The organism is Micromonospora sp. LOL_013 (genome assembly GCF_048060315.1).
Classification (GTDB): Bacteria; Actinomycetota; Actinomycetes; order Mycobacteriales; family Micromonosporaceae; genus Micromonospora_E.
On sequence record NZ_JBHMIQ010000058.1, the window covers coordinates 1 to 21,008 of the forward strand.

Below are 21,008 nucleotides of genomic sequence, written 5' to 3' on the forward strand. Positions count from 1 at the left end.
CGGTCACCACGACCGGGACGTCAACGCCGCGATCAACATCAAGGCCGCCGGGCAGGCGGACTTCAACGACCGTGGAGCGCGGGTAGGACCGAGACCCGTCCCGGCACCGCGCGGTGAAACGGTAACCCACCAGAACGCCGCGCGTGTCACGCGCGGCGTGGCTGGAATCGCCGCCGTTTAGGGCGGCGAGGATGTCAAGGACCCTCGTCGACGCGTACGGCCTCGACGAACGCCAGCGCCGTGACCTCGTCCCGCTGCTGGTCCGCCGGGCCCGGTCGATGCACGACTTCCTCGCCGAGCAGTCGGCCGCCGGCGTGCTGCCGTGGACCCGGCTGTGGGACGACGGCCACGGCGAGACCTGGCGCCGCGACGCCGAGCACATCGGCGACCGGGCAGCGGACTGGACGGCCGCGCTGCTGGACTGACCGGCGCCCCGGGCGGGAGCCGGCGGAAACCCACCCGTTCATTGAGGCGCTTCGTGGTTCCGTAGTGCGCCGTCGGACCCGGCCTTCTTACCTTGGAGATGCCCGGGAGCCGGGAAACGGCCCGCCCCGGAAGCAGCCATCGACCGAGGACAGAAAGGAAGAAGGTCATGCCGGTTATCGCCGACAAAGCTGTGGTCTGCCTCGTCTGCGACAGCCCGCTCACCATCGACGGCGACGCCGAGAAGGGCGAAATCATCGAGTGCTCGGCCTGCGGCCAGGAGCACGAACTGACCGCGGCGGCAGACGGCGTGTACGAGGTCTGCATCGCACCGGAGGTGGAGGAGGACTGGGGCGAATGAGCGGCGCGCCTACCGACGTTCTGCTGTCGGTGACGGTGCTGCGCCCGGAGGAACGGCGGCTCCTGGACACCCTGCGCGCGCAGGGCCTGACCGCCCGCCCGGCACTGCCACCCGACATCGGCGAGGTGCTCTCCGGCTGCGAGGAGCCGCCCCGGGTCGCGCTGATCAGGAACCTGTCGCATCGCGAGGCGCTGAGCATCGCCCGGCGACTGGATCGGGCCGGGATCACCACCGTCAACAGCGCGTCGGCGATCGAGGTCTGCGGCGACAAGGGCCTGCAGGCGCTGCTGTTCGAGCGGTACGGCATCGCGCATCCGACGACCCGGCACGCGTTCACCCACGACCAGGTGCGCCAGGCCGTGGCGGAACTCGGCTGGCCGGTGGTGGTGAAACCACCGTCCGGCTCCTGGGGCCGGGGCGTCGTGCGGCTGAGCGACCAGGGCGAACTGGAGGCGTGGACCGGTGGCCGGGAATCCGCCGACGCGGCCGGCAAGCTGTTCCCCGTGCTGGTCCAACGGTACGTCGACAAGCCCGGCCACGACCTGCGCGTCATCGTCGTGGGCGAGCGTCCGGTCGTCGCGTTCCGGCGGCGCAGCGAACACTGGCGTACCAACACCCACCTGGGCGCCCAGGTGGAACGCGTGGAGATCTGCGCGGAGATCGGCCGGCTCTGTGCCGACGTCGTCGCCGCGCTGGGCCCCGGCTTCTACGGCGTGGACCTGATCGAGGACCGCGTCACCGGCGCGATGGTGGTGCTGGAGGTCAACGCGAACCCCGAGTTCGCCCGCTCCTCCGACACCCACGGCGTGGACGTGGCCGGCCACTGCGCGGCGTACGCGACCGAGGTGGCGCGCTCCGGACTCACCCTCGCCGCCTGATCTCAACCTCGTTACTGCGGCGGCCGCCCGCGCCGGGACGGCGCGGGCGGCCGCAGAAAGGAAGACCCGATGGAACGGTTCGACACCGCGCTCGTCCTCACCCGGGTGCTGACCTCCGGCGTGGTGATGAGCATCGAAAAGAACGACAAGGAACTACCGGCACTGGAACGGCTGTTGACCAGGCACAGCGGCCGGTCCCGGGCGGTCCTGGTCAACAGCCGCACCGCCGCGATCCACGCGGCGCTGTGCGGGCAGGGCATCGGGCACGGCGACGCGGCCGTACTGCCCGGACTCGACCCGGCCGCCGCCTCGTTCGTCGACTGGCTCGGGGTACGGGCCACCGACGGCCCGACCCCGGCGTTCGACCTGATCAGCCTGACCCCCGACAACGTCGACGAGTTCGCCGTGGCCGCGCGCGGGCGCACCGCGCCGGCGCTGGCCGTGGACCTGACCGGCCTCGGCTTCGGCCCGGCGGCGGCGATGCTCACCGACGACGAACGGATCTGGGCCCGCGCCGAGCGTCTGAAGATCTTCGGAGCCTTCGACCTGCGCACCATGTGGACGCAGCAGGAGGCCGACCCCGGCCTGGCGCCGGGTGTCCAGTTCAACTACCGGCTGAGCCCGCTGGTCGCCGCCTGCGTCCGGATGGCGCTGATGCAGGCCGGTACCCGTACGCCCGCAGTGACCGGAGGTACCCAGCGATGATCACTGACTTCCCGTCGGCCCCGCTGCCGCTGCCCGACCAGCGGGACGTCGACGCCGAACTCGCCCAGTTCGGCGGCCCGGCGATGATCGCGTCCGGGCAACGCCGCACCGTCTTCCCGGTGATCACCAAGGAGGACGTGTTCACCATGCTGCTGGCACAGCGCAACGACCCGGACAAGGTCGTCGCGGACTTCGCCGGCGACTACCGCGACTACGTCGGTGCCCGGCACGCGCTGCCGACCGCGAGTGGCACCTCCAGCCTGCATCTGGCGCTGATCGGCGCCGGGGTGCAGCCCGGCGACGAGGTCATCGTGCCTGCGTTCACGTTCATCGCCACCGCGCAGGCCGTCGTCGCCGCGAAGGCCGTACCCGTGTTCGTCGACATCGACCCGCGCACGTACTGCATGTCACCGCAGGCCGCCGAGGCGGCGGTCACCGGACGGACCCGGGCGATCATGCCCGTGCACGTGCACGGCCTGCCCGCCGACGTGGCGGCGCTGCGCCAGGTGTGCCAGCGGCACGGCCTGGCCCTGGTCGAGGACGCGTCGCACGCGCACTCGGCGCGGATCGGCGAACGAATGTGCGGTTCGCTCGGTGACGCCGCCGGACAGAGCCTGATGGCGGACAAGAACTTCCCGCTGGGCGGCGAGGGCGGCATCGCGTTCTTCGGCTCCGACGCCGCCTACGCCCGGGCGACGGAGTTCCTGGAGCGCACCGGCATCGACTACCGGATGTCCTGGGTGGCGGCGGCGTTCGGGGCCAGCCAGCTCAACCGGCTGCCGTACTACGACGCGGTCCGGGCCCGCAACGCCGCGCTGCTGGCCGGCGCGCTCGGCGAGACCGGCCTGTTCACCGCCCCCTACGTGCCCGACGGGCACACCCACGCCTACAACATGTACCGCGTCGGGCTCGCCCCGGCCGCGGTCGGCCTCGACGACCTGCCCGTGTGGGCGGTCAAGGAGGCGGTGCACGAGCTGCTCACCGCCGAGGGCGTACCGGCCCGCGAGTGGCAGAACACGCCGATCCCGTGCCACCTGCCGTTCCGGCACCGTGACGGGTTCGGCAACGGGTACCCGTTCACGCTGAACCCGGGCGCGGTCCGCGACCACGAACCGACCGACTTCCCGAACGTCGTGTCGATGCTGGAGAGCACCGTCGTGCTCTGCCGGGAGCTGCGCTCGCCGGTCGAGTACGAGCGGGTGATCCGGTACGCCGACGCGTTCCGCAAGGTCGCGGCCCGCCCCGACGCCATCCGCAAACTCGTCGCCGAGCGTGAGTACCGGAAGGTCGCGGCCCGCCCCGACGCCATCCGCAAACTCGTCGCCGAGCGTGAGTACCGGCGGCCCTACGAGAAGGCGGCCCGCCTTGGCTGAGCGCAGCGCGGTGCGGGTCGCGGTCCTGGGCGCCAGCGGTTACACCGGCGCCGAACTGGTCCGGCTGCTGCTGGACCACCCGCACGTGGAACTGACCTACCTGTCCAGCGAACGGTACACCGGCCGGCCGATCACGTCGGTGCTCGCCGGGGTACGTAACCATCCCCGCGCGGCCGGGCTGCGGTTCCAGCCCGTCGACGCGGTCGACGAGGTTGACGTGGCGTTCGGCTGCATGCCGGGCGGCGCCCTGCCCGCCCAGATGCCCAAGCTGGCCGAACGGGCCCAGCGGGTGATCAACCTGGCCGGGGACTTCCGCCTCGCCGATCCCGCCCAATCCGCCGCGCACTACCCCGAGTCGCAGGCGTGGACCGAACCGTTCCGGTACGTCGTCCCGGAGTTCGACGAACCGTCGGTCGATGACCGGTTCATCAACCTGCCCGGCTGCATGGCCGTCACCACCTTGTACGCCCTGCGGCCGCTGGTCGCCGCCGGGCTGACCGTCGGCGACGTCGTCGTGGACGCCAAGACCGGCGCCAGTGGCAGCGGCAGCCGGTCCAGCGAACACCCCGCCGACCGGATCGGCAACTTCCGGGTCCACAAGCCGTACGGCCATCGGCACGCGCCGGAGATCGCCCAGGCGCTCGGCGCGGTCGCCGACGAGCCACCGCGGCTGCAGTTCTCCACCTACAGCCTCGACGTGGCCCGCGGCATCGTGGTCACCGCATACGGGCGGCTGCGTCCCGGCGTGTCCGCGCTGCAGGTCAAACGGGCCTACGGCACGGCGTACGCCCGGACCCCGTTCGTGCGGGCACGCACCGCGCCGAAGAGCCCGGGGGACTTCCCGATGCTCAAGAGCGTGGTGGGCAGCAACGTCGCGGAGGTCGCGGTGAGCGTCCGCGACGACGAGTACGTCGCGGTCGCCGCGCTGGACAACCTGCTCAAGGGTGCGTCCGGCCAGGCCGTGCAGACGCTGAACCTGCTCTACGGCTTCGAGCAGTCCCTGGCCCTGCCGTTCACGGCGGTGACGCCATGAGCCGCCGGTCGCTGTACGTCATCAAGATCGGCAGCAGCACCCTGCTGCACCCCGGCGTCTTCGCCGAGATCGCGGCGATCCGGGCGCGCGGTGCCCGGATACTCATGGTGGCCGGCGGGGCCGAGGGCATCGAGCGGTACTACCGCTCGACCGGCCGGGACATGCCGCAGCTCACCCTCGGCAACGGCGACACCGTCCGGTACTGCCCGCCGACGGAGATGCCGCACATCGTCGCCGCCTACCGGCAGATCACCCTGCCGGCGGTGGAGGCGGGCCTGGCGGCGCACGGCCTCGCGGTGCACGCCTGCGTCGCCGCCGACGCGGCGCTGGTCACCGGCACCGTCAACCGGCCGCTGCGGGTGGTCCACGACGGCCGACCCAAGATCGTCCACGACCACCGGGCGGGCACCGTGTCCGGAGTCGACGCGGTGCGGCTCACCGCGCTGCTCGACGCGTACGACGTGGTGTGTCTGAGCCCTCCGGTCCGTGACGCCGCCGGTGGCGCCGAACTCAACGTCGACGCCGACGTGCTGGCCGCGACCCTCGCCAACGCGCTCGACGCCGACCACCTGCGGCTGGTCACCGGCACCCCGGGGCTGTTGAGCGACCCGGCCGATCCGACCTCGACCGTCCGCGACGCGGTCGCCGGCGACTGCGGCCGGTACGCCTCCGGGCGGATGCGGCAGAAGGTCCGCGCCGCGGAACTGGCGCTGCGCGGCACCGCACACGTGGCCATCACCGGACCACACACGATGGCCGACGACCGCGGCTGGACCCGTTTCTGGGCCACCGAAGAACCCGCCGCAGACCTGCGCCTGCTCAGCCACGCCGCGCAGATCCCGTCGGTCTCCCACGACGAGCACGAACTGGCCACCTACCTGGCCGGCTGGTGCCGCGACCGGGGCCTGACCGCCCGGGTCGACGAGGTGGGCAACCTGGTCGCCGAGCGCGGCGACGGACCCCGGACGCTGCTGCTGCTCGGCCATCTCGACACCGTGCCGTTCACCTGGCCGGTGCGCTGGACCGGCGAGGACCCGGCGGTCCTGCACGGACGCGGCACGGTGGACGCGAAGGCCTCGCTGACCGCGTTCCTGGACGTCCTGGCGGGCACCGACGTCCCCGACGGCTGGCGCCTACGCGTCGTCGGCGCCGTCGAGGAGGAGGTGTCCTCGTCGCGGGGCGCGTTCCACGTCCGCGACCACTACCCGGCGGACGCGGTCGTGGTCGGCGAGCCGAGCGGCTCCGGCGCCCTGACACTGGGCTACTTCGGCCTGTTCAAACTGCGGGTGACCGCCGCCGTGCCCAGTGGCCACTCGGCGGGATTCCAGGCGGTGTCCGCCCCCGACCGGCTCGCCGGGGCGCTGGAACGGATCCGTACCGCGGTGGTCAAGGAGGCCGACGAGGCGCTCAGCGCGGTCATCGATCTCCGCTGCGACGCCGACGCCGCCAGCCAGTACGCGACGGCGATCCTCAACTTCCGGGTGCCGCCGGGCGCCGACCTGGACGCCCTGCGCGCCGCCGCCGGCGAGGCCGCCGGCGACGGGGTCCGGATCGAGTTCCTGCGGGCCACCCCCGGGTACGCCGGTTCCCGCACCAGCACCCTGGCCAAGGTGTTCGGCCGCGCCATCGCCCGGGGCGGCAACCGGCCCAGGTTCTTGCTCAAGAAGGGAACCTCCGATATGAACACACTTGCCACCACGTGGCGGGACGTCCCGATGGTGGCCTACGGTCCGGGTGACTCCACCCTCGACCACACCTGCGACGAACACATCGACGCCGCCGAGTACCGACGGGCCCGAGCCGTGCTGGACGAGGCGGTGACCGCGTTCTTCGCCCTCAGCACGGCCGAGGGCGAACAGCGACCCGGAGGTGCCCGGTGACCGTGACGCTCTGCCCGGCCGCGCCGGTCCGGCCCGGCGCCGACGACCTGGCGCAGCGGTCCCGCGCCGCCCGCCGGATGGTGATCGACATGGCGGCGTCCCCGACCGGCTGCCACCTCGGCGGCAGCCTGTCCGTGCTGGACATCCTCATCGCCGCCCTCGACCGGAAGATCAGCGCCGACGACGGCACCGAGGTGGTGCTCAGCAAAGGCCACGCCGCCGCCGGCCTGTACGCGGCGTTGCACGTCAGCGGCCTGCTCCCGGACGACCCGGTGCCGCACTACGGCGCCGCCGACGCCCACTTCACCGGCCACCCCGGGCACGCCGTGCCGGGGGTACGGTTCCCCACCGGCAGCCTCGGCCACGGCGTGCCGTATGCGTTGGGCTGGGCGCTCAGCCGTCGGCTCGACCGGGCCGACGGGCTCGCCATCGCCGTCGCCGGTGACGGCGAACTGCAGGAGGGCCTGATCTGGGAGTCCTGCCAGGTGGCGGCCGCCCAACAGGTCGGCAACCTGATCGTGGTGGTCGACCGCAACGGCGGCCAGAACGACGGGCTGGTGGCGGCGATCTCACCGCTGCCCCGGCTGGCCGACCGGTTCGCCGCGTTCGGATTCGACACCTGCGAGGTGGACGGGCACGACCTCGACGCGCTGCGGCAGGTGTTCACCCCGCAGCGCCCGAGCACCGGGCGTCCGCTGGCCGTCGTCGCCCACACGGTCAAGGGCAAAGGGCTCAAGCCGATCGAGGGCAAGGCCGCCGCCCACTACGTGACGATCGACGCGGCCCGGGCCGCCACCTGGAAGGAGCTGGTGCGATGACACTGCCCGGCCGCGCCGCGTACCGCGACGAACTGACCCGCCTCGCCGCCGAGAACGAACGTATCGTGTGCCTGGAGGCCGACCTCGGCGGTCGTGGCCACCCGTTCGCGCAGGCCTTCCCGGACCGGTTCTTCAACGTCGGTATCGCCGAAGGCGCCATGATCGACATGGCGGCGGGACTGGCCGCCGCCGGCTACCAGCCGTTCGTGTCCACGTTCGCGCCGTTCGCCGCGCTGCGGGCCGCCGAGAGCATCAAGCTCGCGATGGGCTACTACGGTGCCGGCATCACCGTGGTCGCCCCGTACGCGGGTGTCTCCGGCGCCTGGTTCGGCACCACCCACCACTGCCTCGAGGACATCGCGGTGCTCTGCGCCATGCCGGGGATCACCGTGGCGGCCCCGTACGGCGAACGTGAGATGCGGGCCGTCGTCCGGCGCGCGACGCGCACCGGCACCCCGCACTACATCCGGACCGGCCGCAACGCCGCCCCGGAGAGTCTGCCCTTCACCGGCGACGAGCCGCCGGTCGTGTCTGTTGTTCTTCAGCTTCGCCGGCTGGGAGGCGGTCACCCATCTCTCCGGCGAGTTCCGCGACCCCCGTCGGGACCTGCCCCGGGTGACCGCGACGACGCTGGTGGTGGTCGGGGTCCTCTACCTCGGCCTGGCGTTGACCTGTGTGCTGGTGCTCGGCCCGCGCCTGGCCGGCTCCGAGGCCCCGCTGACGCAGTTGCTGCACCACGGGCTCGGCTCGACCGCCTCGATGATCACCGCGGTGATGGCGATGCTGCTGACGTTCGGCACGATGAACGCCTACCTGGCCGGCGCCTCCCGGTTGGGTGCCGCCCTGGCCCGCGACGGCGCGCTGCCGTCCGCTCTGGCCCGCGGGCACCAGCCCGGCGAGGTACCGCGCCGCAGCCTGGCCCTGCTGTTCGCGCTCAGCGCGCTGGTGTGCGTGGTCGCGCTGGCCACCGGAGCCACGCTGGCCACGGTGATGCTCGCCGCGTCGGCCTGTTTCATCGCGGTGACGGTCGCGGGCCTGGTGGCCGGCGTCCGGCTCCTGCCGCGCGGCACCGCGGTCTGGTGGGGCGCGGTCCTGGCCGCCGCCGTGATGAGCGTGGTGCTGCTGTTCAGCGGCGTCGCGCTGCTGGTGCCGTTCCTGCTGGGCGTCGCCGCCGTCGTCGGCGCCCGCCGGCTCGGCGGACCGCGGTCCGCCGCGTCCGGCACCGCACCCGCTCCGGCCGGTTCGGATCCGGCCGGTGCCGAGATGGCCGGTCAGAGCACCTGACCATGCAGATGAGACCGGCGCAGCCGGAAGGAGAACCGAGTGGATCTGGGACTGAACGGCCGTACCGCCATGGTCGCCGCCGCGACGAGCGGGATCGGGCTGGCGGTGGCCCGCCGGCTCGCCGCCGAAGGCGCGACCGTGTCGATCTGCGGACGTGACCCGGACCGGCTGGACGAGGCCGTGCGCCTGCTGACGCAGCAGGCGCACGGCGCCGTGCACGGTATGGCCCTGGACGTCACCGACCACGCCGCCGTCCGCTCCTGGGTCGCCGAGGTCGCCGCCACATACGGCGGACCGCACGTGGTGGTCGCCAACGCCGGCAGCCCACCCGAGGGCGGCGCCGAGCGGTTCGACGTCGCCGACTACCGGGCAGCGCTGGAGCTGAACCTGCTCTCCGCCGTCACGTTGACCCGTACGGCGCTGCCGCACATGCGCGCCGCGGGCTACGGTCGGATTCTGTTCATCACCTCACTCGCCGCCCGTCAGCCCATCGCCGGGCTCGCCCTGTCCAACACGGTGCGCCCAGCCGTCCTCGGCTACGCCAAGTCGCTGGTGCAGGAGCTCGCCGAGGCCGGCGAGGGGTCGGTCACCGTGAACGTCATCGCGCCGGGCATGACCCGGACACCGACGTTGCAGGCCTGGGCCGAGCAGCTCGACGGCGGTCTCGCCGCCCTGAGCGCGGACATCCCCCTCGGCCGGCTCGCCGAGCCGGACGAGATCGGCGCGGCGGCGGCGTACCTGGCGTCGACCCTGGCCGGCAGCACCACCGGCGTGGTGCTGCCGGTCGACGGCGGCGCGGGACGGTCGCTGCTGTGACGTCCCGGCCCGTCACCCCGCCGCCGCGCTGGCGCGGGGTGACGGGCCGGGCTCGCCGTGCAGCGCGACCGCCAACTGCGCGCGCCGGCTGATGGACAGCTTGCGGTAGATGCGGGTGATGTGCTGTTCCACCGCCCGCTGCGACATGCCCAGCCGGTCGGCCATCTGCCGGTTGGTGAGCCCGTCGAGCATCATCCGGGCGACCCGCAGTTCGTGCGGGGTCAGCCGACCGGCGTCACCCGGGCGGGCCCTCTCGACGTGCACCGGATGCGGGCGGCGGTGGTGCGGGGTCCGGGCCGGCAGCAGATCGCCCAGCCGGCGCGTCCGGGTCCCGGCCACCACACCGCCACGCACGTACGGGTCCCCGGCCAACACGGTACGCAGGGCCTCGGCGTCCGGCACGTCGAGCAGCAGCGTGTCACCCTGGGCGTCCGTCCAGCTTCCCGCGTACAGCAGGACGCCCTCGTCCGACATGCGACGCCAGTAGGATCGATGCCCCCGCTCCACGCCGGATGGTACGGTCCCGCCGCGAAACTCCCTCTCCAGCACGAATCTCATCATCGCTCCTGAACTCCTCGATAGCGCCTCCAGTCTCGCGTCGCCCGCTACCCCCGCCGTCCCGCCCGGTTACCGTACAATTTGGACTCGGGGATCATGACCCGAACCGGCAGCCCGGCGACGCTTGACACGTATTTGTCATGATCTTTCCGGCACATGTTCGCCGTGGCGCTGCAGACGGGAGTGGCACGGTGACGGATACAGCTGAGGGTCCGGTCCGGTTCAACATCCTCGGCCCGCTCGAATGCCGCACACAGCGGGGACGTCCGTTGGCCCTCGGTGGACTGGTACCGGAGCGGGTCCTCGTCTGCCTGCTGCTCGCCCCGGGCCAGCTGGTGCCGGTGACCAACCTCGTCGAGGCGGTGTGGGGCGAGGACTGCCCCACCACGGCGGCGCACCAGATCCGTAAGGCGGTCGCGGGGCTGCGCCGTCGGCTCCCGGACGGCCCGCAGCTGATCGCCACGTCCGGGCCCGGATACCGAATCGTTCCCGGACAGCACCAACTCGACGCGACCGAGTTCGCCGACCTGATCCGGCAGTCGCAGCAGGAGGAAGCCGCCGGCAACGCCGGTCAGGCCGTCGACGCGCTGCGGGTGGCGCTCACGCTGTGGCGCGGACCGGTCCTGGCCGGCGCCGGTGGTGCGGTGATCGCCGCGGCCTCCGCGGCGCTGGAGGAACGCCGGCTCGCCGCCGTCGAACGCTACTTCGAGCTACGCCTGAGGATGGGAGAGAGCACCGAACTGGTCGGCGACCTGCGCGACCTGGTCAACGCGTACCCCCTGCAGGAAGCGCTTCGCGCCCAGCTGATGCTGGCGCTGTACCGCAGCGGCCGACCGGCCGAGTCGCTGCTGGAGTACGACCGGGCCCGCAGGCTGCTCGCCGACGAGCTGGGCATCGACCCGGGCGAACGGCTGGCCACCCTGCACACGGCGGTGCTGCGCAGCAGCCCCGACCTGGCCTTGGCACCTACGGCACCACACAGCGCCCAGGGCACCGCAACGCCCACGGCGCCCGCACCGCACCGCTGCACGCTGCCGTACGACCTGCCGGACTTCACCGGCCGCAAGGCGGAACTCGACCAACTGGCCGGCCACCGGAGCCAACCCGATACGGGGCACCGCGACGGTCCCCCGCGCGGACCCGGCTGGAGTCCTCGCATCGTCGCCGTCGACGGCATGGGCGGCAGTGGCAAGACGTCCCTCGCGGTACGGGTGGCACACCAGCTCGCCGACAACTTCCCGGACGCCCACCTGTACGTGGACCTGCGTGGACACACCCCCGGCGAACAGCCGCTGCAGCCCGGAACGGTCGCCGGGATGCTACTGCGGATGCTCGAGGTCCCCGGCACACAGATTCCCGACGACATGCCCGGCCGGCTCGTGATGTGGCGCAGCACGGTCGTGCGCCACCGCCTTCTGCTGCTGCTCGACAACGCCGCCGGCAGCGGGCAGGTCCTGCCGCTGCTGCCGGGCTCCGCCGACACGCTGGTCATCGTCACCAGCCGCACCCGGCTCGTGGAACTCGACGGCGCCGAGTGGATCTCGCTGGCTGTCATGCCCCCCGCCGACAGCACCGCCATGCTCACCACGATGCTGGGTGCCGAGCGCGCCGGACAGGAGCCGGGCGCCGTCGCCGAACTCGCTGAACTCTGCGGTCATCTGCCACTGGCGCTGCGGATCGCCGGTGCCCGGCTGCGCAACCGCCCCCGCTGGACGGTGCGGTACCTGGTCGACCTCCTGCGCGACGAGACCCGGCACTCCGGGCCGGCGAGCGGAGCGTCACGGCCACGCTCACCCTGTCCTACGACGCGCTCGACGAAGCGAACCGGGCCGCGTTCCTCCTGCTGGGCCAGCACCCGGGCACCGAGATGGACAGGTACTCGGCCGCCGCGCTGCTCGGCACCGATCCGGCACCGGCCGAAGACATCCTCGAGCACCTGCTGGACACCCACCTTCTCCAGCAGCACGAGACCAGCCGGTACGCGTTCCACGACCTGGTGCGCAGCTTCGCACTCTGGCTGCGTTCCCGCAACGACCCGCCGGGCGCCAAGGACGACGACGCGCTGACCCGCCTGGCCGACTACTACCACGCGGCGTCCGACATGGCCTGCGACCTGGCCTTCCCCGGACGCCGACCCGCGCAGCAGCCCGGCCCCGCATCACCGCTGTCCCTGCCCGTGCTGACCAGCGGCCACACCGCTCGGGCGTGGCTCAGCCGCGAGTCGGACAACCTGGCCCAGGTGGCCGAGCACGCCCGCGACGCCCGCCAGTACCGGCAGGCAGCGGACCTGGCCCACAACGCCGTCCTCGCACTCGACGCCCGCGGCCGGTTCGAGGAGTTCCACCGCATCGCGACCCTGGGCGTCGAGTGTGCCCGCGCCCTGCACGACCAGTCACTGCTGGCGCGCGGTCTGTCCGACATGGCGGCCGCGGCCTGGCGGCTGGGCCGACTCCGGGACGGCCTCACGGCGACCGAGGAGAGCCTGGACCTCGCCGTGGCCCTCGACGACAGAACAGGGGAAGCGGAAAGCACCGGAATGCTCGGACTGCTGCTCGCCACGCTGGGCCGCTACGACGAGGCGCGGGCACACCTGCGGCGTTCCATCGAACTCAAGCACGAACTCGGCGCGCACCGTGCGGAGGCCCAATCACTGACCGACCTCAGCAGCCTGCATGAACACTGCGGTCGCTACCGGGAGGCGGCCGAGGCGGCCCGCCGCGCCGTCGAGCTGAACCACCGGATCGGCGCCTGGGACATGGAAGCCCTCGCCCTGACCGACCTGGCCGTCGCCCACCTCAGGCTGGACCAGGACGAGCAGGCCGGCAACTGCCTGGACCGGGTGCTCGAACTCAACGCGGAGTCCGGCCCGGCCGCGGAGATGTCGCGCGTGCACGCACTGTGTGCCCAGGTCCGGCATCAACTGGGCGAGAACGCCGCGGCCACGCGGCACGTACAACGGGCCCTGGAACTCGACGGCGGCAGCCGCGCCCCCCTGCGGCAGGCCACGGTGCGCAACATCCTCGGCGGGGTGTACCTCGGCCAGGGAAGGTACACCGCGGCAGCTGATCTGCACACCGAGGCCCACGAGATAGCCACCGGGGTCGGCTACCGGATCGAGACGGCACGGGCCCTCGCCGGCCTGTCGGCGGCGCTGCGGGCATGCGGAGACATCGAGGCCGCCGACGCCTACCGGGGCCGGGCCGCCGCAGAGTTCGACCAACTGGGCATCTCGTCGGGGAACCGCACCTGACCTGCTGCCGACCCGCGCTGGTACCCGGGTTCGCAGTCGCGGATCACCACAGTCACCGCCTCCGGTGGGCAGCCGGTGATCCGGGCGACCACAGCGGTCAGCTCGGCCCGAAGGGTCGCCCGGATCCGGCGGTCGTTGCCCTGCCGGCAGTCGAGGGTGAGCACAGGCATGGAAGACCTCCTTTGACCTGTTCGGGAGCAGTCATCGTCCAGGACCGCCTTCCCGAACCGGTTCCGCTGCGTTCCCGCACCGACGACGGTCACCGCGTTCCCACACCGACGACGCGGACATCCAGGCCCGCGAACGTCGATGGACCAGGTCCTACCCGGCCGAGGCCCCGACCCGGCGCTCCAACTGCTCCAGTCGTCGGGTGACCGGCGCCAGCTCACGGCGGACCAGGGCCGCGACCGCGGCGAGCGGATCCGTCCCGGCCGGCGCGGTCACGCCGCCGTCGGACGCGGTCGCCGCCTGGGCACGCAGATGCGCGTACCCGGCGAGGGCCGCCACCACCGCGCGCCGGGTCGCCCGCAGCTCGACACCGGATTCACGCAGCACCCGCCCCGCGGTGCCGTCCGGCTCGGCGACCAGCCCGAGCAGCAGATGCTCACAGCCGACGTAGTTGTGCCCGAGCGCGGTGGCCTCGGTGACGGCCAACTCGAGCGCGCCCGCTCCGGTGCCGGTGAACCGCAGGGTCGACACCGGGGCACTCGTCGGGGCCGACCCGCTCGTCGCGACCACGGCGGCCAACCGGGCCGTGACCTGCGCCGGCGGCACCTCGATCGTCTGCAGCACCCGGACACCGAGGTTGTCACCCTCGTCGAGCAGCGCGGCCAGCAGGTGCCGGGTGCCGACCTCGGCGGCGTGCGCGGAGCGCGCCTGCGTCCGGGCCCGAAGCAGTACGTCACGGGTACGGGCGGTCAGGTGGGGCAGCTGCGCCGCCAACTGGTCGGCGTCCAGGTCGGCCAGGTTCGTCGCCCGGATCGCGGTGACCCGTCGGACGGCCTGTTCCAGTGCCCGCTGACACACCGCCGACACCGCGATACCGGTGTCGCGGACCGCGTCCGCGAGGTCGTCCGGCAGATAAACGTTGATCTTCGGCACGGCTTTCGCCTCCTCGGTGCAGGGTCGGACCCAACGAGCGTACCTCACCTAACCCCTGTGGGGGTACATGGGGTTATCTTGAGGTCGGTCTGGCTGGCGAGATGCGGAATGCCCACTCCCGGGCGTACCAACGTCACCGCCGGTACGCCCGCACCAGCACCCGACGCGAGTACGCCACGAACACCCCCTCGGCGCGGATCCTGCGGTGCAGCGCCGCCAACCGGTCCCGGTAGCGGTCCACCGTGAAACCCGGCACCGTCCACACCACCTTCCGCAGGAACACGACCACCGCGGCGATGTCGAAGAACTCCACCCGCAGCGACTCCACCCGCAGGTCCACCACGTCCAGACCGGCCGCCGTCGCCGCCTCCCGCACCCGGTCCGGACGCTGATCGGCACGCGGCGGCACCGACACCCCCAACGCCGCCCGCAGCTCACCGACCGAGTCCGGGCCGATCTGCTGGGACAGGTACGAACCGCCCGACGCCAGCACCCGCGCCACCTCGGACCAGCCCACCACCGTCGGATGCCGGCTCACCACCAGGTCGAAACAGGCGGACCGCAACGGCAGCCCGCCGTCCTGCGCGGCGCGCACGACATGCACACCCAGCGGCGCCAGCCGCCGCCGCGCCACGGCCACGTTCGGCGGCCAGCCCTCCGTCGCCACCAGCAGCGGCGGCACCGACGTGACGCCGGCCAGCACCTCGCCGCCACCGGTCTGCAAATCCACCGCCCGCCGGGCACCGGCCATCTGACGACCCAGCAGCCGCGCGTACCCCCAGGACGGCCGCTGCTCCGTGGCCCGGCCGGCGAACCAGGAGAAGTCCCAGCCCGCCACCGGCACCGCCGAAGCCTCGGCGATCAGCTCGTCGAACGTCGACACCGGACGAGTCTGACCCGCACCGGGCGACCCGGCCACCGAGAATCAGTCCGGCCCGCCCGAAGCCGACCCGGCTGACGCCGCCACCCGGACACGCAGATAGGCGTCCAGTTCGGCGGCACCGGCGAGCATCGCCCGGCCCCGCGCGGACAGCCGGTCCCGCCAGACACGCAGCGTCGACTCCAGCGGGGCGACGCCGCCGACCGCACGGACCTGGGTGATCAACGGCGCGATCTGCGCCAGCAGATGGCCACCCCGGCGCAGCTGGTGGACCAGCATCACGTCCCGCACGTCGTCGGCGTCGTAGACCCGGTAGCCGGTCCGCCGGTCCCGGCCCGGCCGGACCAGACCGGCGGCCTCCCACGCACGCAGGGTGGCCGGGCGCAGACCGAGCCGGGCCGCCAACGGGCCGATGAACGTCCCGCCGCGCTCGGGCGCGACCGGCACCAGATCACGCAGCGCGACCTCGACCGCCTGCACGGTACGCCGGTCCTCGACCAACTGGCAGTGGCTGTCGTCGACACGTCGCAGCGCCTCGTCGACGGCGCCCCGGTTCACCGCCCGCATGATCGCCGTCGCCGTGGCGTGACCGTGCCCGGCGACCAACGCGACGAACGCCCGCAGCGCCTGCGCGTGCACCGGCGTGTAGACCCGGTAGCCCGCGGCGGTCCGCGCAGCCGCCGGCAGGACACCGGCCTGCTCGTAGTTGCGCACCGCCTGAGGGGACAGACCATGCTCCCGCGCCAGGTCCACCGGCCGCACAGCTACCCCACGGTTTGAAGGTTGGCGAAGCATCCACAGTGCCGAACGCACACAAACCTTACACCGTTGTTTCAACGATACCGTTGAAGGAATGGATATCACGGACACCGCCCGCCCCGTCGACGGCGCGGGCATCTCGGCGTTGCTGCGGTCGCTGCCCGCCCGCCCCCTGCTGCTCGGCCTCGGTGAGGCCCGGCACTTCGTGGAGGAACTCGGCCAGCTGCGCAACGACATCTTCCGGCACCTCGTCACCCACGAGGGCTACCGGTCGATCGCCGTCGAAAGCGACTGCCTGATGGGCCTCGTCGTCGACGAGTACGTCACGGCCGGCACCGGCACCCTCGACGACGTCATGCGTCACGGCTTCAGCCACCAGTTCGGCACCTCACCGGCCAACCGCGACCTGGTCAGCTGGATGCGGGCCTACAACACCGACCACGACGACAAACTACGGTTCCACGGCTTCGACGGTCCCCTGGAGTACTGGGCGGCCAGCCCACGCCAGGCACTCACCGGCCTGCACGACCTGCTCGACGACCCGCCGCCCGGCACCCGGGACACCCTCGACTCGCTGCTCGGCCCGGACGACCGCTGGTCCGACCCGGCCACCGTCACCGACCCGTCCCGGTCGATCGGCCGGTCCGCCGACGCCCAGCAGCTCCGGCTGATCACCGACGACCTGCTGGCGCTGCTCGACACCCAGGCGCCGCAGCTGGACCCCGCCGACCGCGAACGGGCCGAACTGTACGGGCGTACCGCCGTCGGCCTGCTCCGCTACCACCACGCGATGGCCGACCCGTCCCCGACCAGGATCGCCCGGCTGTCGGCGCTGCGGGACGCCATGATGGCCGCCAACCTGCGGGCCGTCGCCGACCACGGCCCCGCCCTGGTGTTCGCCCACAACCTGCACCTGCAGCGCACCCGAAGCGTCATGTCGTTCGGCGACCAGCAGCTACGGATGTGGAGCGCCGGCGCGATCACCGCGGCCCGCCTCGGTGACCGGTACGCCCACCTGGCCTGCGCCCTCGGCACCCTCGGCGACGCCACCCCACCACCGGACACCGTCGAAGGTGCCCTCGCCACCCTGCCGTGGGACACCTGCCTCGTCGACACCCGCCGACTGGCCCGGACCCTCACCGCAGCCGTACCCCGGGTCAGCCCCGACTTCGCCTACTTCCCGCTGGACCCGGCGCGGCTCGACACGATCGACGGCGTCGTGTTCGTCAACCACGTCCCCCGACCGGGCACACCGGCGTGACCACCGGCGCGCCCACCCGCTAACTCCTGCCGGCTCGTCGTCGGTGGTGTGCGCCGGCGTGTCGGTGTGCCGCGCGCAGCAGATCACGCACCACGGCGTCGGTGCGCGGTCCGGGGTCGACCACCGCCAGCCAGCCGCCGGCCCCGTACACGGGATGGGCGAACACGGTGTCGGCAGCGGCGGGATCGACCCCGGCCGGGGCGGCCCCGCGAGGCTCATGCCCGGCGTGCCGCAGGAAATCGTCGCGTCCGACGGCGACGTTGAGCCGGAACACCTCCGGCCGGTCCAGGCGCGATGTCGCGTCGCCCGGGTAGTCCTTGGTCACGATCGTGGCGAACGGCTGCCGCCCGGTCGGGACCGTGCCGTCGGGCGAGACGTAGAAGAACGTGTCGCCCCAGCTGATCGGCGGCGTGCCGTCGCCGGACGCCGGTCTGAGGGTCAGTACGTCGCCGAGACCGGCGACGAACGCGATGATCTCATCCTGGGTCATACCTCAAGCGTTACATTGCAGTGCTTATGGAGACTTCACGGTCACGACATCAGGCAGACGAGGCGGAAGGTCTCCACTCGCTTCGAATGCGCACTGTCGACGTCGCCCGGCGGGCCGGGTACGGCGTTCAGCAGATCCGCAACCTGGAACGCGACGGCGTCCTGCCGCCCGCGGACCGTACCGCCACCGGCCACCGGGTGTTCGCGGAACTGCACCTGCGGTCGGCGCTGGCCTACCGGGCTTTGGCCACGGCGGTGGGACCGGCCCAGGCGCGCAGGATCGTCCGGGCCGCCCACCGCCGCCCAGCCGACGGGATGCTCGCCCTGCTCGACGCGGCCCACGCCCGGCTGCACACCGACCGGGCCGACCTGCGACAGGCCCAGCTGGCGGCCCGGGCCATCACCGCCGAACCCCTCGACGACGTACGCGACTGCGACGCGATGAGCATCTCCGAGCTGGCCGCCGCTCTCGGCGTACGCCCGTCGACCCTGCGGCACTGGCACGCCGAAGGCCTCGTCGTGCCCGGCCGCGACCGACCGGGCGGACCGCGCCGCTACACCCCGGCCCAGGTCCGCGACGCCCGCGTCGTGCACCAGCTGCGTCAGGCCGGCTACCGGGTCGCACCGCTGCGGGCGCTGATGCCGCGACTGCGCTCCGCAGGGCGGTCGGCCGACATCACCGCCGCGCTGGCGGTCCACGACGCCGATCTCACCACCCGGTCCCGGGCCCTGCTCGACGCCGCCGCCGCACTGGCCACCGTGCTTACGCTCACCGCCGCCCCGGGCAACACCCCGGCAGCCGACGGGTCGGATCCGGTCGACCGACTACGATCGGTGTCGCCATGACGTGGACACTCCGGGAGCAGCCGATGACCGTCGACGCCACGCTCGCCCGCATCAACGACGGGGTGCAACTGCACCACCAGCGTGGTCAACGGGAGGCCGCCCGTGACCTGTTCACCCGGATCTGGGACGAGATCGGCGGGCACAAGCCTACGGATCGACACATCAGATGTCGGCACCCCTGCGGCTCCACGGACAAGGTCGTCGCCAGCGCCAAGCTAAGCGTGACGTCTGGTGGCGGCTGGCGGACTGGCTCGGCCGCGTCAAGCCGTCCTGCTGTCGCTGTCGCCTGCCAACAAAGCTGGCAGGAGGTTTAGGTTGTTCGGGTGGCTTGCTTCAGGTCGAACGTTCGGCGATGAACAGGAACTCTCGACCTGGGCGATCGGGTGCCTCCCGCACGTCGAGGACTCGGTAGCCGTTGGCGGCCAGGCTCGATTCGACCTCGTCGCGGCTGCGGAACCGGAGGGTCGAGTCAGATCGGCGACCCGTCACCTCACCGACGACGGACTCTCAGCCTGGCGGGAAGCCGTGACCCGACACCTTGGCCCCCAGGCAGGCATGCGAATACTCGACCTCGGCTCGGGCACCGGAATGTGGGCGCGAGCCTTCACCGCCTGGTACGACCGTATCGAGGTCACGGCGGTCGAGCCCTCCGAGGCGATGCGCGCCCGCTCGATGTACCAGCCTGTCGTGCATGGCGACGCCGAGCGCATCCCGCTCGACGACGGCAGCGTCGACGCCGCCTGGATCTCCACGGTCATCCACCACGTGCCAGACCTGCACCGTGCAGCCCGAGAACTACGCCGCGTCGTCCGCCCCGGCGGCCCGGTGCTGATCCGCTCCGCGTTCGCCGGCCGACACCAAGCGATCACCCTGTTCCGTTACTTCCCCGAAGCCATCCGTGTGCTCGACACCTACCCCAGCGTGGCCGACGTCGAAGCAGCCTTCACCGCCGCCGGGTTCGTCACCGTCGGCCGCGAACAGGTCCCGCAGGTAACCGCGGCCTCACTACGCGAGGCCGCGACGGCACTGCGCCGCGAGGCACACACCCCTCTGCAACTGATAGGCGACGACGAGTACGCGGCAGGCCTGGCCCGACTGCGCAAGGCAGCGCAACGTGAGACCAGACCCGTGGTTGACGTCCTGGACCTGCTCGTCCTCACCTGAGTGGCACCCGTGCGCGTTTCGTTGGCGGCTGATCCAAACGCCTTCGATCCGTTCACCCCGGCGACACCGCGACCTGGTGGCCCGCGCTCCTGCCCTCGCTACGGGCGGACACGCTCAGCTTCGACGCAACACGCAGACCACCTTGCCGAGGAGCACCGCGCGGTCACCAGGGCTGACGGGGCAGCGCAGGTTGCGGGGTAGCAGATCCACGGCACCGTCCCGGATGCGCAAGACCTTTACGGTGGTCTCGCCGTCAATCATGTCGGCGATGGTGTCAGCACTGGCTACCGCTTGCTGCGACGTACTCATCAAAGGTCGGCACCGGCTGATGCTTCCGTATGCGTTTCCAGGTAGGCCCGCACCTTGTCCAGCAGGGCGGGGTTCTCCTCGACCGCCCTTGTCACCAGATTGCAGCGGTGGCAGAGCAACTGCCGGACGACTCCGCTGCGGTGGTCGTGGTCGACCGCCAGGCGCCGTGGCGCACCGCCCCGGCCACGCGCTGTCTCGTACTGACCGCAGATCGCGCACCGCCCTGCCTGGTCGGCCAGCATCTGCTCGTACTGCGCCGCGGTGAGGTTGTACTTCTCACGCAGGACCTGCGCGTGCGAGACGCGGTCGCCGTCCTTGGTCGCGTAGCGGGCACGTTTGTCCGCCAGAATGCAGGCCTTGCATGGTCTGCGGGGCAGAGCCGAGTGCAGCTGGTCGTAGAAGGCGGTGCGTGGCTTCGTCTGGCCACATTTCCGGCAGAACACCATGTCATCACCCACCACTGCACCATACAGGTAGTGTGTTGTTGCCGCATAACTGTCATTATGGTGTATCGGTTCTCCGCACCCGCAGCTCGACTCCAATTATCGGATTGCAGATAACAGTAATTCGATAATTGGGTGGCAGGGTGCCGGAGGGGCCGGTGGGCCTGGACCGCCATACTGGTCCGCCATGGACCTGGACGACTATCAGCGCGGCGCCGGGCGCACCGCCGCGCCGCGCGACAAGAAGAACGAACTGCTCCACCTGGTACTCGGACTCGTCGGTGAGTCCGGTGAAGTCGCCGAGAAGTTCAAGAAATGAGCCTTTGCGAGTAACGGTCCGCGACTGGGTGTAGTGCCGGTACTCGGCTCAGGTGGTT

Annotated in this window: 25 protein-coding genes and 2 pseudogenes; 19 read left to right on the plus strand and 8 right to left on the minus strand. The window is 72.1% G+C overall.

The window, feature by feature from the left end; all coding sequences use genetic code 11:
* The 12 genes and pseudogenes from ACFHWS_RS27035 to ACFHWS_RS27090 all read left to right on the plus strand — a co-directional run.
* Positions 1-181 (plus strand): annotated as a pseudogene (locus ACFHWS_RS27035) (hypothetical protein); the annotation flags it as partial.
* A gap of 10 nt (positions 182-191) precedes the next feature.
* Positions 192-425 (plus strand): hypothetical protein, encoded by a 234-nt coding sequence (locus ACFHWS_RS27040; RefSeq protein ID WP_416557652.1) that lies wholly within the window; start codon positions 192-194, stop codon positions 423-425.
* Positions 426-592: 167 nt separating this feature from the next.
* Positions 593-784: a lysine biosynthesis protein LysW gene (locus ACFHWS_RS27045; RefSeq protein WP_123601560.1), complete on the plus strand. Its 192-nt coding sequence runs from the start codon at positions 593-595 to the stop codon at positions 782-784.
* Positions 781-1,662 carry a RimK family alpha-L-glutamate ligase gene (locus tag ACFHWS_RS27050; RefSeq protein WP_416557651.1) on the plus strand — a complete coding sequence of 294 codons (882 nt, stop codon included), beginning with the start codon at positions 781-783 and terminating at the stop codon, positions 1,660-1,662. The genes ACFHWS_RS27045 and ACFHWS_RS27050 overlap by 4 nt, the downstream gene beginning before the upstream one ends.
* A 69-nt stretch (positions 1,663-1,731) precedes the next feature.
* Positions 1,732-2,367 (plus strand): DegT/DnrJ/EryC1/StrS family aminotransferase, encoded by a 636-nt coding sequence (locus ACFHWS_RS27055; protein ID WP_416569419.1) that lies wholly within the window; start codon positions 1,732-1,734, stop codon positions 2,365-2,367.
* Positions 2,364-3,740 (plus strand): DegT/DnrJ/EryC1/StrS family aminotransferase, encoded by a 1,377-nt coding sequence (locus ACFHWS_RS27060; RefSeq protein ID WP_416569420.1) that lies wholly within the window; start codon positions 2,364-2,366, stop codon positions 3,738-3,740. Before ACFHWS_RS27055 ends, ACFHWS_RS27060 begins: the two co-directional genes overlap by 4 nt.
* On the plus strand, positions 3,733-4,773 hold the full coding sequence (gene argC, locus ACFHWS_RS27065) for an N-acetyl-gamma-glutamyl-phosphate reductase (RefSeq protein ID WP_416555862.1): 1,041 nt from the start codon (positions 3,733-3,735) through the stop codon (positions 4,771-4,773). Before ACFHWS_RS27060 ends, argC begins: the two co-directional genes overlap by 8 nt.
* On the plus strand, positions 4,770-6,653 hold the full coding sequence (locus ACFHWS_RS27070; protein WP_416555861.1) for a M20/M25/M40 family metallo-hydrolase: 1,884 nt from the start codon (positions 4,770-4,772) through the stop codon (positions 6,651-6,653). Before argC ends, ACFHWS_RS27070 begins: the two co-directional genes overlap by 4 nt.
* A complete protein-coding gene (locus ACFHWS_RS27075; protein ID WP_416555860.1) occupies positions 6,650-7,471 on the plus strand; it encodes a 1-deoxy-D-xylulose-5-phosphate synthase N-terminal domain-containing protein in 822 nt (273 codons plus the stop codon). The genes ACFHWS_RS27070 and ACFHWS_RS27075 overlap by 4 nt, the downstream gene beginning before the upstream one ends.
* A pseudogene (locus tag ACFHWS_RS27080) lies at positions 7,468-7,899 on the plus strand (transketolase); the annotation flags it as partial. The gene ACFHWS_RS27075 and the pseudogene ACFHWS_RS27080, both read left to right, overlap by 4 nt.
* 106 nt (positions 7,900-8,005) lie before the next feature.
* Positions 8,006-8,755, plus strand: a complete 750-nt coding sequence (locus ACFHWS_RS27085; RefSeq protein WP_416569421.1) for an APC family permease — start codon at positions 8,006-8,008, stop codon at positions 8,753-8,755.
* 39 nt (positions 8,756-8,794) lie between these two features.
* Complete coding sequence (locus ACFHWS_RS27090) at positions 8,795-9,571, plus strand: SDR family NAD(P)-dependent oxidoreductase (RefSeq protein WP_416555857.1); 777 nt, start codon at positions 8,795-8,797, stop codon at positions 9,569-9,571.
* Positions 9,572-9,583: 12 nt separating this feature from the next.
* On the opposite strand, the gene ACFHWS_RS27095 is transcribed toward ACFHWS_RS27090, so the two are convergent.
* On the minus strand, positions 9,584-10,132 hold the full coding sequence (locus ACFHWS_RS27095) for a helix-turn-helix transcriptional regulator (protein ID WP_416569422.1): 549 nt from the start codon (positions 10,130-10,132) through the stop codon (positions 9,584-9,586).
* 188 nt (positions 10,133-10,320) lie between these two features.
* On the opposite strand from ACFHWS_RS27095, the gene ACFHWS_RS27100 reads away from it, so the two are divergent.
* Both ACFHWS_RS27100 and ACFHWS_RS27105 read left to right on the plus strand, forming a co-directional pair.
* Positions 10,321-12,195 (plus strand): BTAD domain-containing putative transcriptional regulator, encoded by a 1,875-nt coding sequence (locus tag ACFHWS_RS27100; RefSeq protein WP_416569423.1) that lies wholly within the window; start codon positions 10,321-10,323, stop codon positions 12,193-12,195.
* A 35-nt stretch (positions 12,196-12,230) separates the two neighbouring features.
* On the plus strand, positions 12,231-13,379 hold the full coding sequence (locus tag ACFHWS_RS27105) for a tetratricopeptide repeat protein (protein ID WP_416569428.1): 1,149 nt from the start codon (positions 12,231-12,233) through the stop codon (positions 13,377-13,379).
* On the opposite strand, the gene ACFHWS_RS27110 is transcribed toward ACFHWS_RS27105, so the two are convergent.
* From ACFHWS_RS27110 to ACFHWS_RS27125, 4 genes are all read right to left on the minus strand, one after another.
* Positions 13,316-13,549: a tautomerase family protein gene (locus ACFHWS_RS27110; RefSeq protein WP_416555853.1), complete on the minus strand. Its 234-nt coding sequence runs from the start codon at positions 13,547-13,549 to the stop codon at positions 13,316-13,318. The two genes, ACFHWS_RS27105 and ACFHWS_RS27110, sit on opposite strands and share 64 nt — an antisense overlap.
* 151 nt (positions 13,550-13,700) lie before the next feature.
* Positions 13,701-14,480 carry a Clp protease N-terminal domain-containing protein gene (locus ACFHWS_RS27115; RefSeq protein ID WP_416569424.1) on the minus strand — a complete coding sequence of 260 codons (780 nt, stop codon included), beginning with the start codon at positions 14,478-14,480 and terminating at the stop codon, positions 13,701-13,703.
* A 133-nt stretch (positions 14,481-14,613) separates the two neighbouring features.
* Positions 14,614-15,363 carry a methyltransferase domain-containing protein gene (locus ACFHWS_RS27120; RefSeq protein ID WP_416555851.1) on the minus strand — a complete coding sequence of 250 codons (750 nt, stop codon included), beginning with the start codon at positions 15,361-15,363 and terminating at the stop codon, positions 14,614-14,616.
* 42 nt (positions 15,364-15,405) lie between these two features.
* Complete coding sequence (locus ACFHWS_RS27125; protein ID WP_416569429.1) at positions 15,406-16,155, minus strand: MerR family transcriptional regulator; 750 nt, start codon at positions 16,153-16,155, stop codon at positions 15,406-15,408.
* A gap of 58 nt (positions 16,156-16,213) precedes the next feature.
* On the opposite strand from ACFHWS_RS27125, the gene ACFHWS_RS27130 reads away from it, so the two are divergent.
* Complete coding sequence (locus tag ACFHWS_RS27130) at positions 16,214-17,380, plus strand: erythromycin esterase family protein (protein WP_416569425.1); 1,167 nt, start codon at positions 16,214-16,216, stop codon at positions 17,378-17,380.
* Between the two features lie 19 nt (positions 17,381-17,399).
* Here the strand turns inward: ACFHWS_RS27130 and ACFHWS_RS27135 are convergent, their stop codons facing one another.
* A complete protein-coding gene (locus ACFHWS_RS27135; RefSeq protein WP_416569426.1) occupies positions 17,400-17,870 on the minus strand; it encodes a DUF6194 family protein in 471 nt (156 codons plus the stop codon).
* An 86-nt stretch (positions 17,871-17,956) separates the two neighbouring features.
* On the opposite strand from ACFHWS_RS27135, the gene ACFHWS_RS27140 reads away from it, so the two are divergent.
* The 3 genes from ACFHWS_RS27140 to ACFHWS_RS27150 all read left to right on the plus strand — a co-directional run bounded on the left by ACFHWS_RS27140 (position 17,957) and on the right by ACFHWS_RS27150 (position 19,879).
* Entirely contained in the window at positions 17,957-18,715 is a 759-nt protein-coding gene (locus tag ACFHWS_RS27140; protein ID WP_416555847.1) for a MerR family transcriptional regulator, read from the plus strand.
* A gap of 23 nt (positions 18,716-18,738) precedes the next feature.
* Positions 18,739-19,029 (plus strand): hypothetical protein, encoded by a 291-nt coding sequence (locus ACFHWS_RS27145; RefSeq protein ID WP_416555877.1) that lies wholly within the window; start codon positions 18,739-18,741, stop codon positions 19,027-19,029.
* 64 nt (positions 19,030-19,093) lie between these two features.
* Positions 19,094-19,879: a class I SAM-dependent methyltransferase gene (locus ACFHWS_RS27150; RefSeq protein ID WP_416555876.1), complete on the plus strand. Its 786-nt coding sequence runs from the start codon at positions 19,094-19,096 to the stop codon at positions 19,877-19,879.
* A 114-nt stretch (positions 19,880-19,993) separates the two neighbouring features.
* On the opposite strand, the gene ACFHWS_RS27155 is transcribed toward ACFHWS_RS27150, so the two are convergent.
* Together ACFHWS_RS27155 and ACFHWS_RS27160 are read right to left on the minus strand one after the other, a co-directional pair.
* Positions 19,994-20,140 carry a hypothetical protein gene (locus ACFHWS_RS27155; RefSeq protein ID WP_416555846.1) on the minus strand — a complete coding sequence of 49 codons (147 nt, stop codon included), beginning with the start codon at positions 20,138-20,140 and terminating at the stop codon, positions 19,994-19,996.
* A gap of 47 nt (positions 20,141-20,187) precedes the next feature.
* Positions 20,188-20,646, minus strand: coding sequence for an endonuclease domain-containing protein (locus ACFHWS_RS27160; protein WP_416555845.1), 459 nt, complete (start codon positions 20,644-20,646; stop codon positions 20,188-20,190).
* Between the two features lie 172 nt (positions 20,647-20,818).
* Here ACFHWS_RS27160 and ACFHWS_RS27165 point away from each other — a divergent pair, with 172 nt between their 5' ends.
* A complete protein-coding gene (locus ACFHWS_RS27165; RefSeq protein ID WP_416569427.1) occupies positions 20,819-20,950 on the plus strand; it encodes a hypothetical protein in 132 nt (43 codons plus the stop codon).
* Positions 20,951-21,008: the final 58 nt, after the last annotated feature.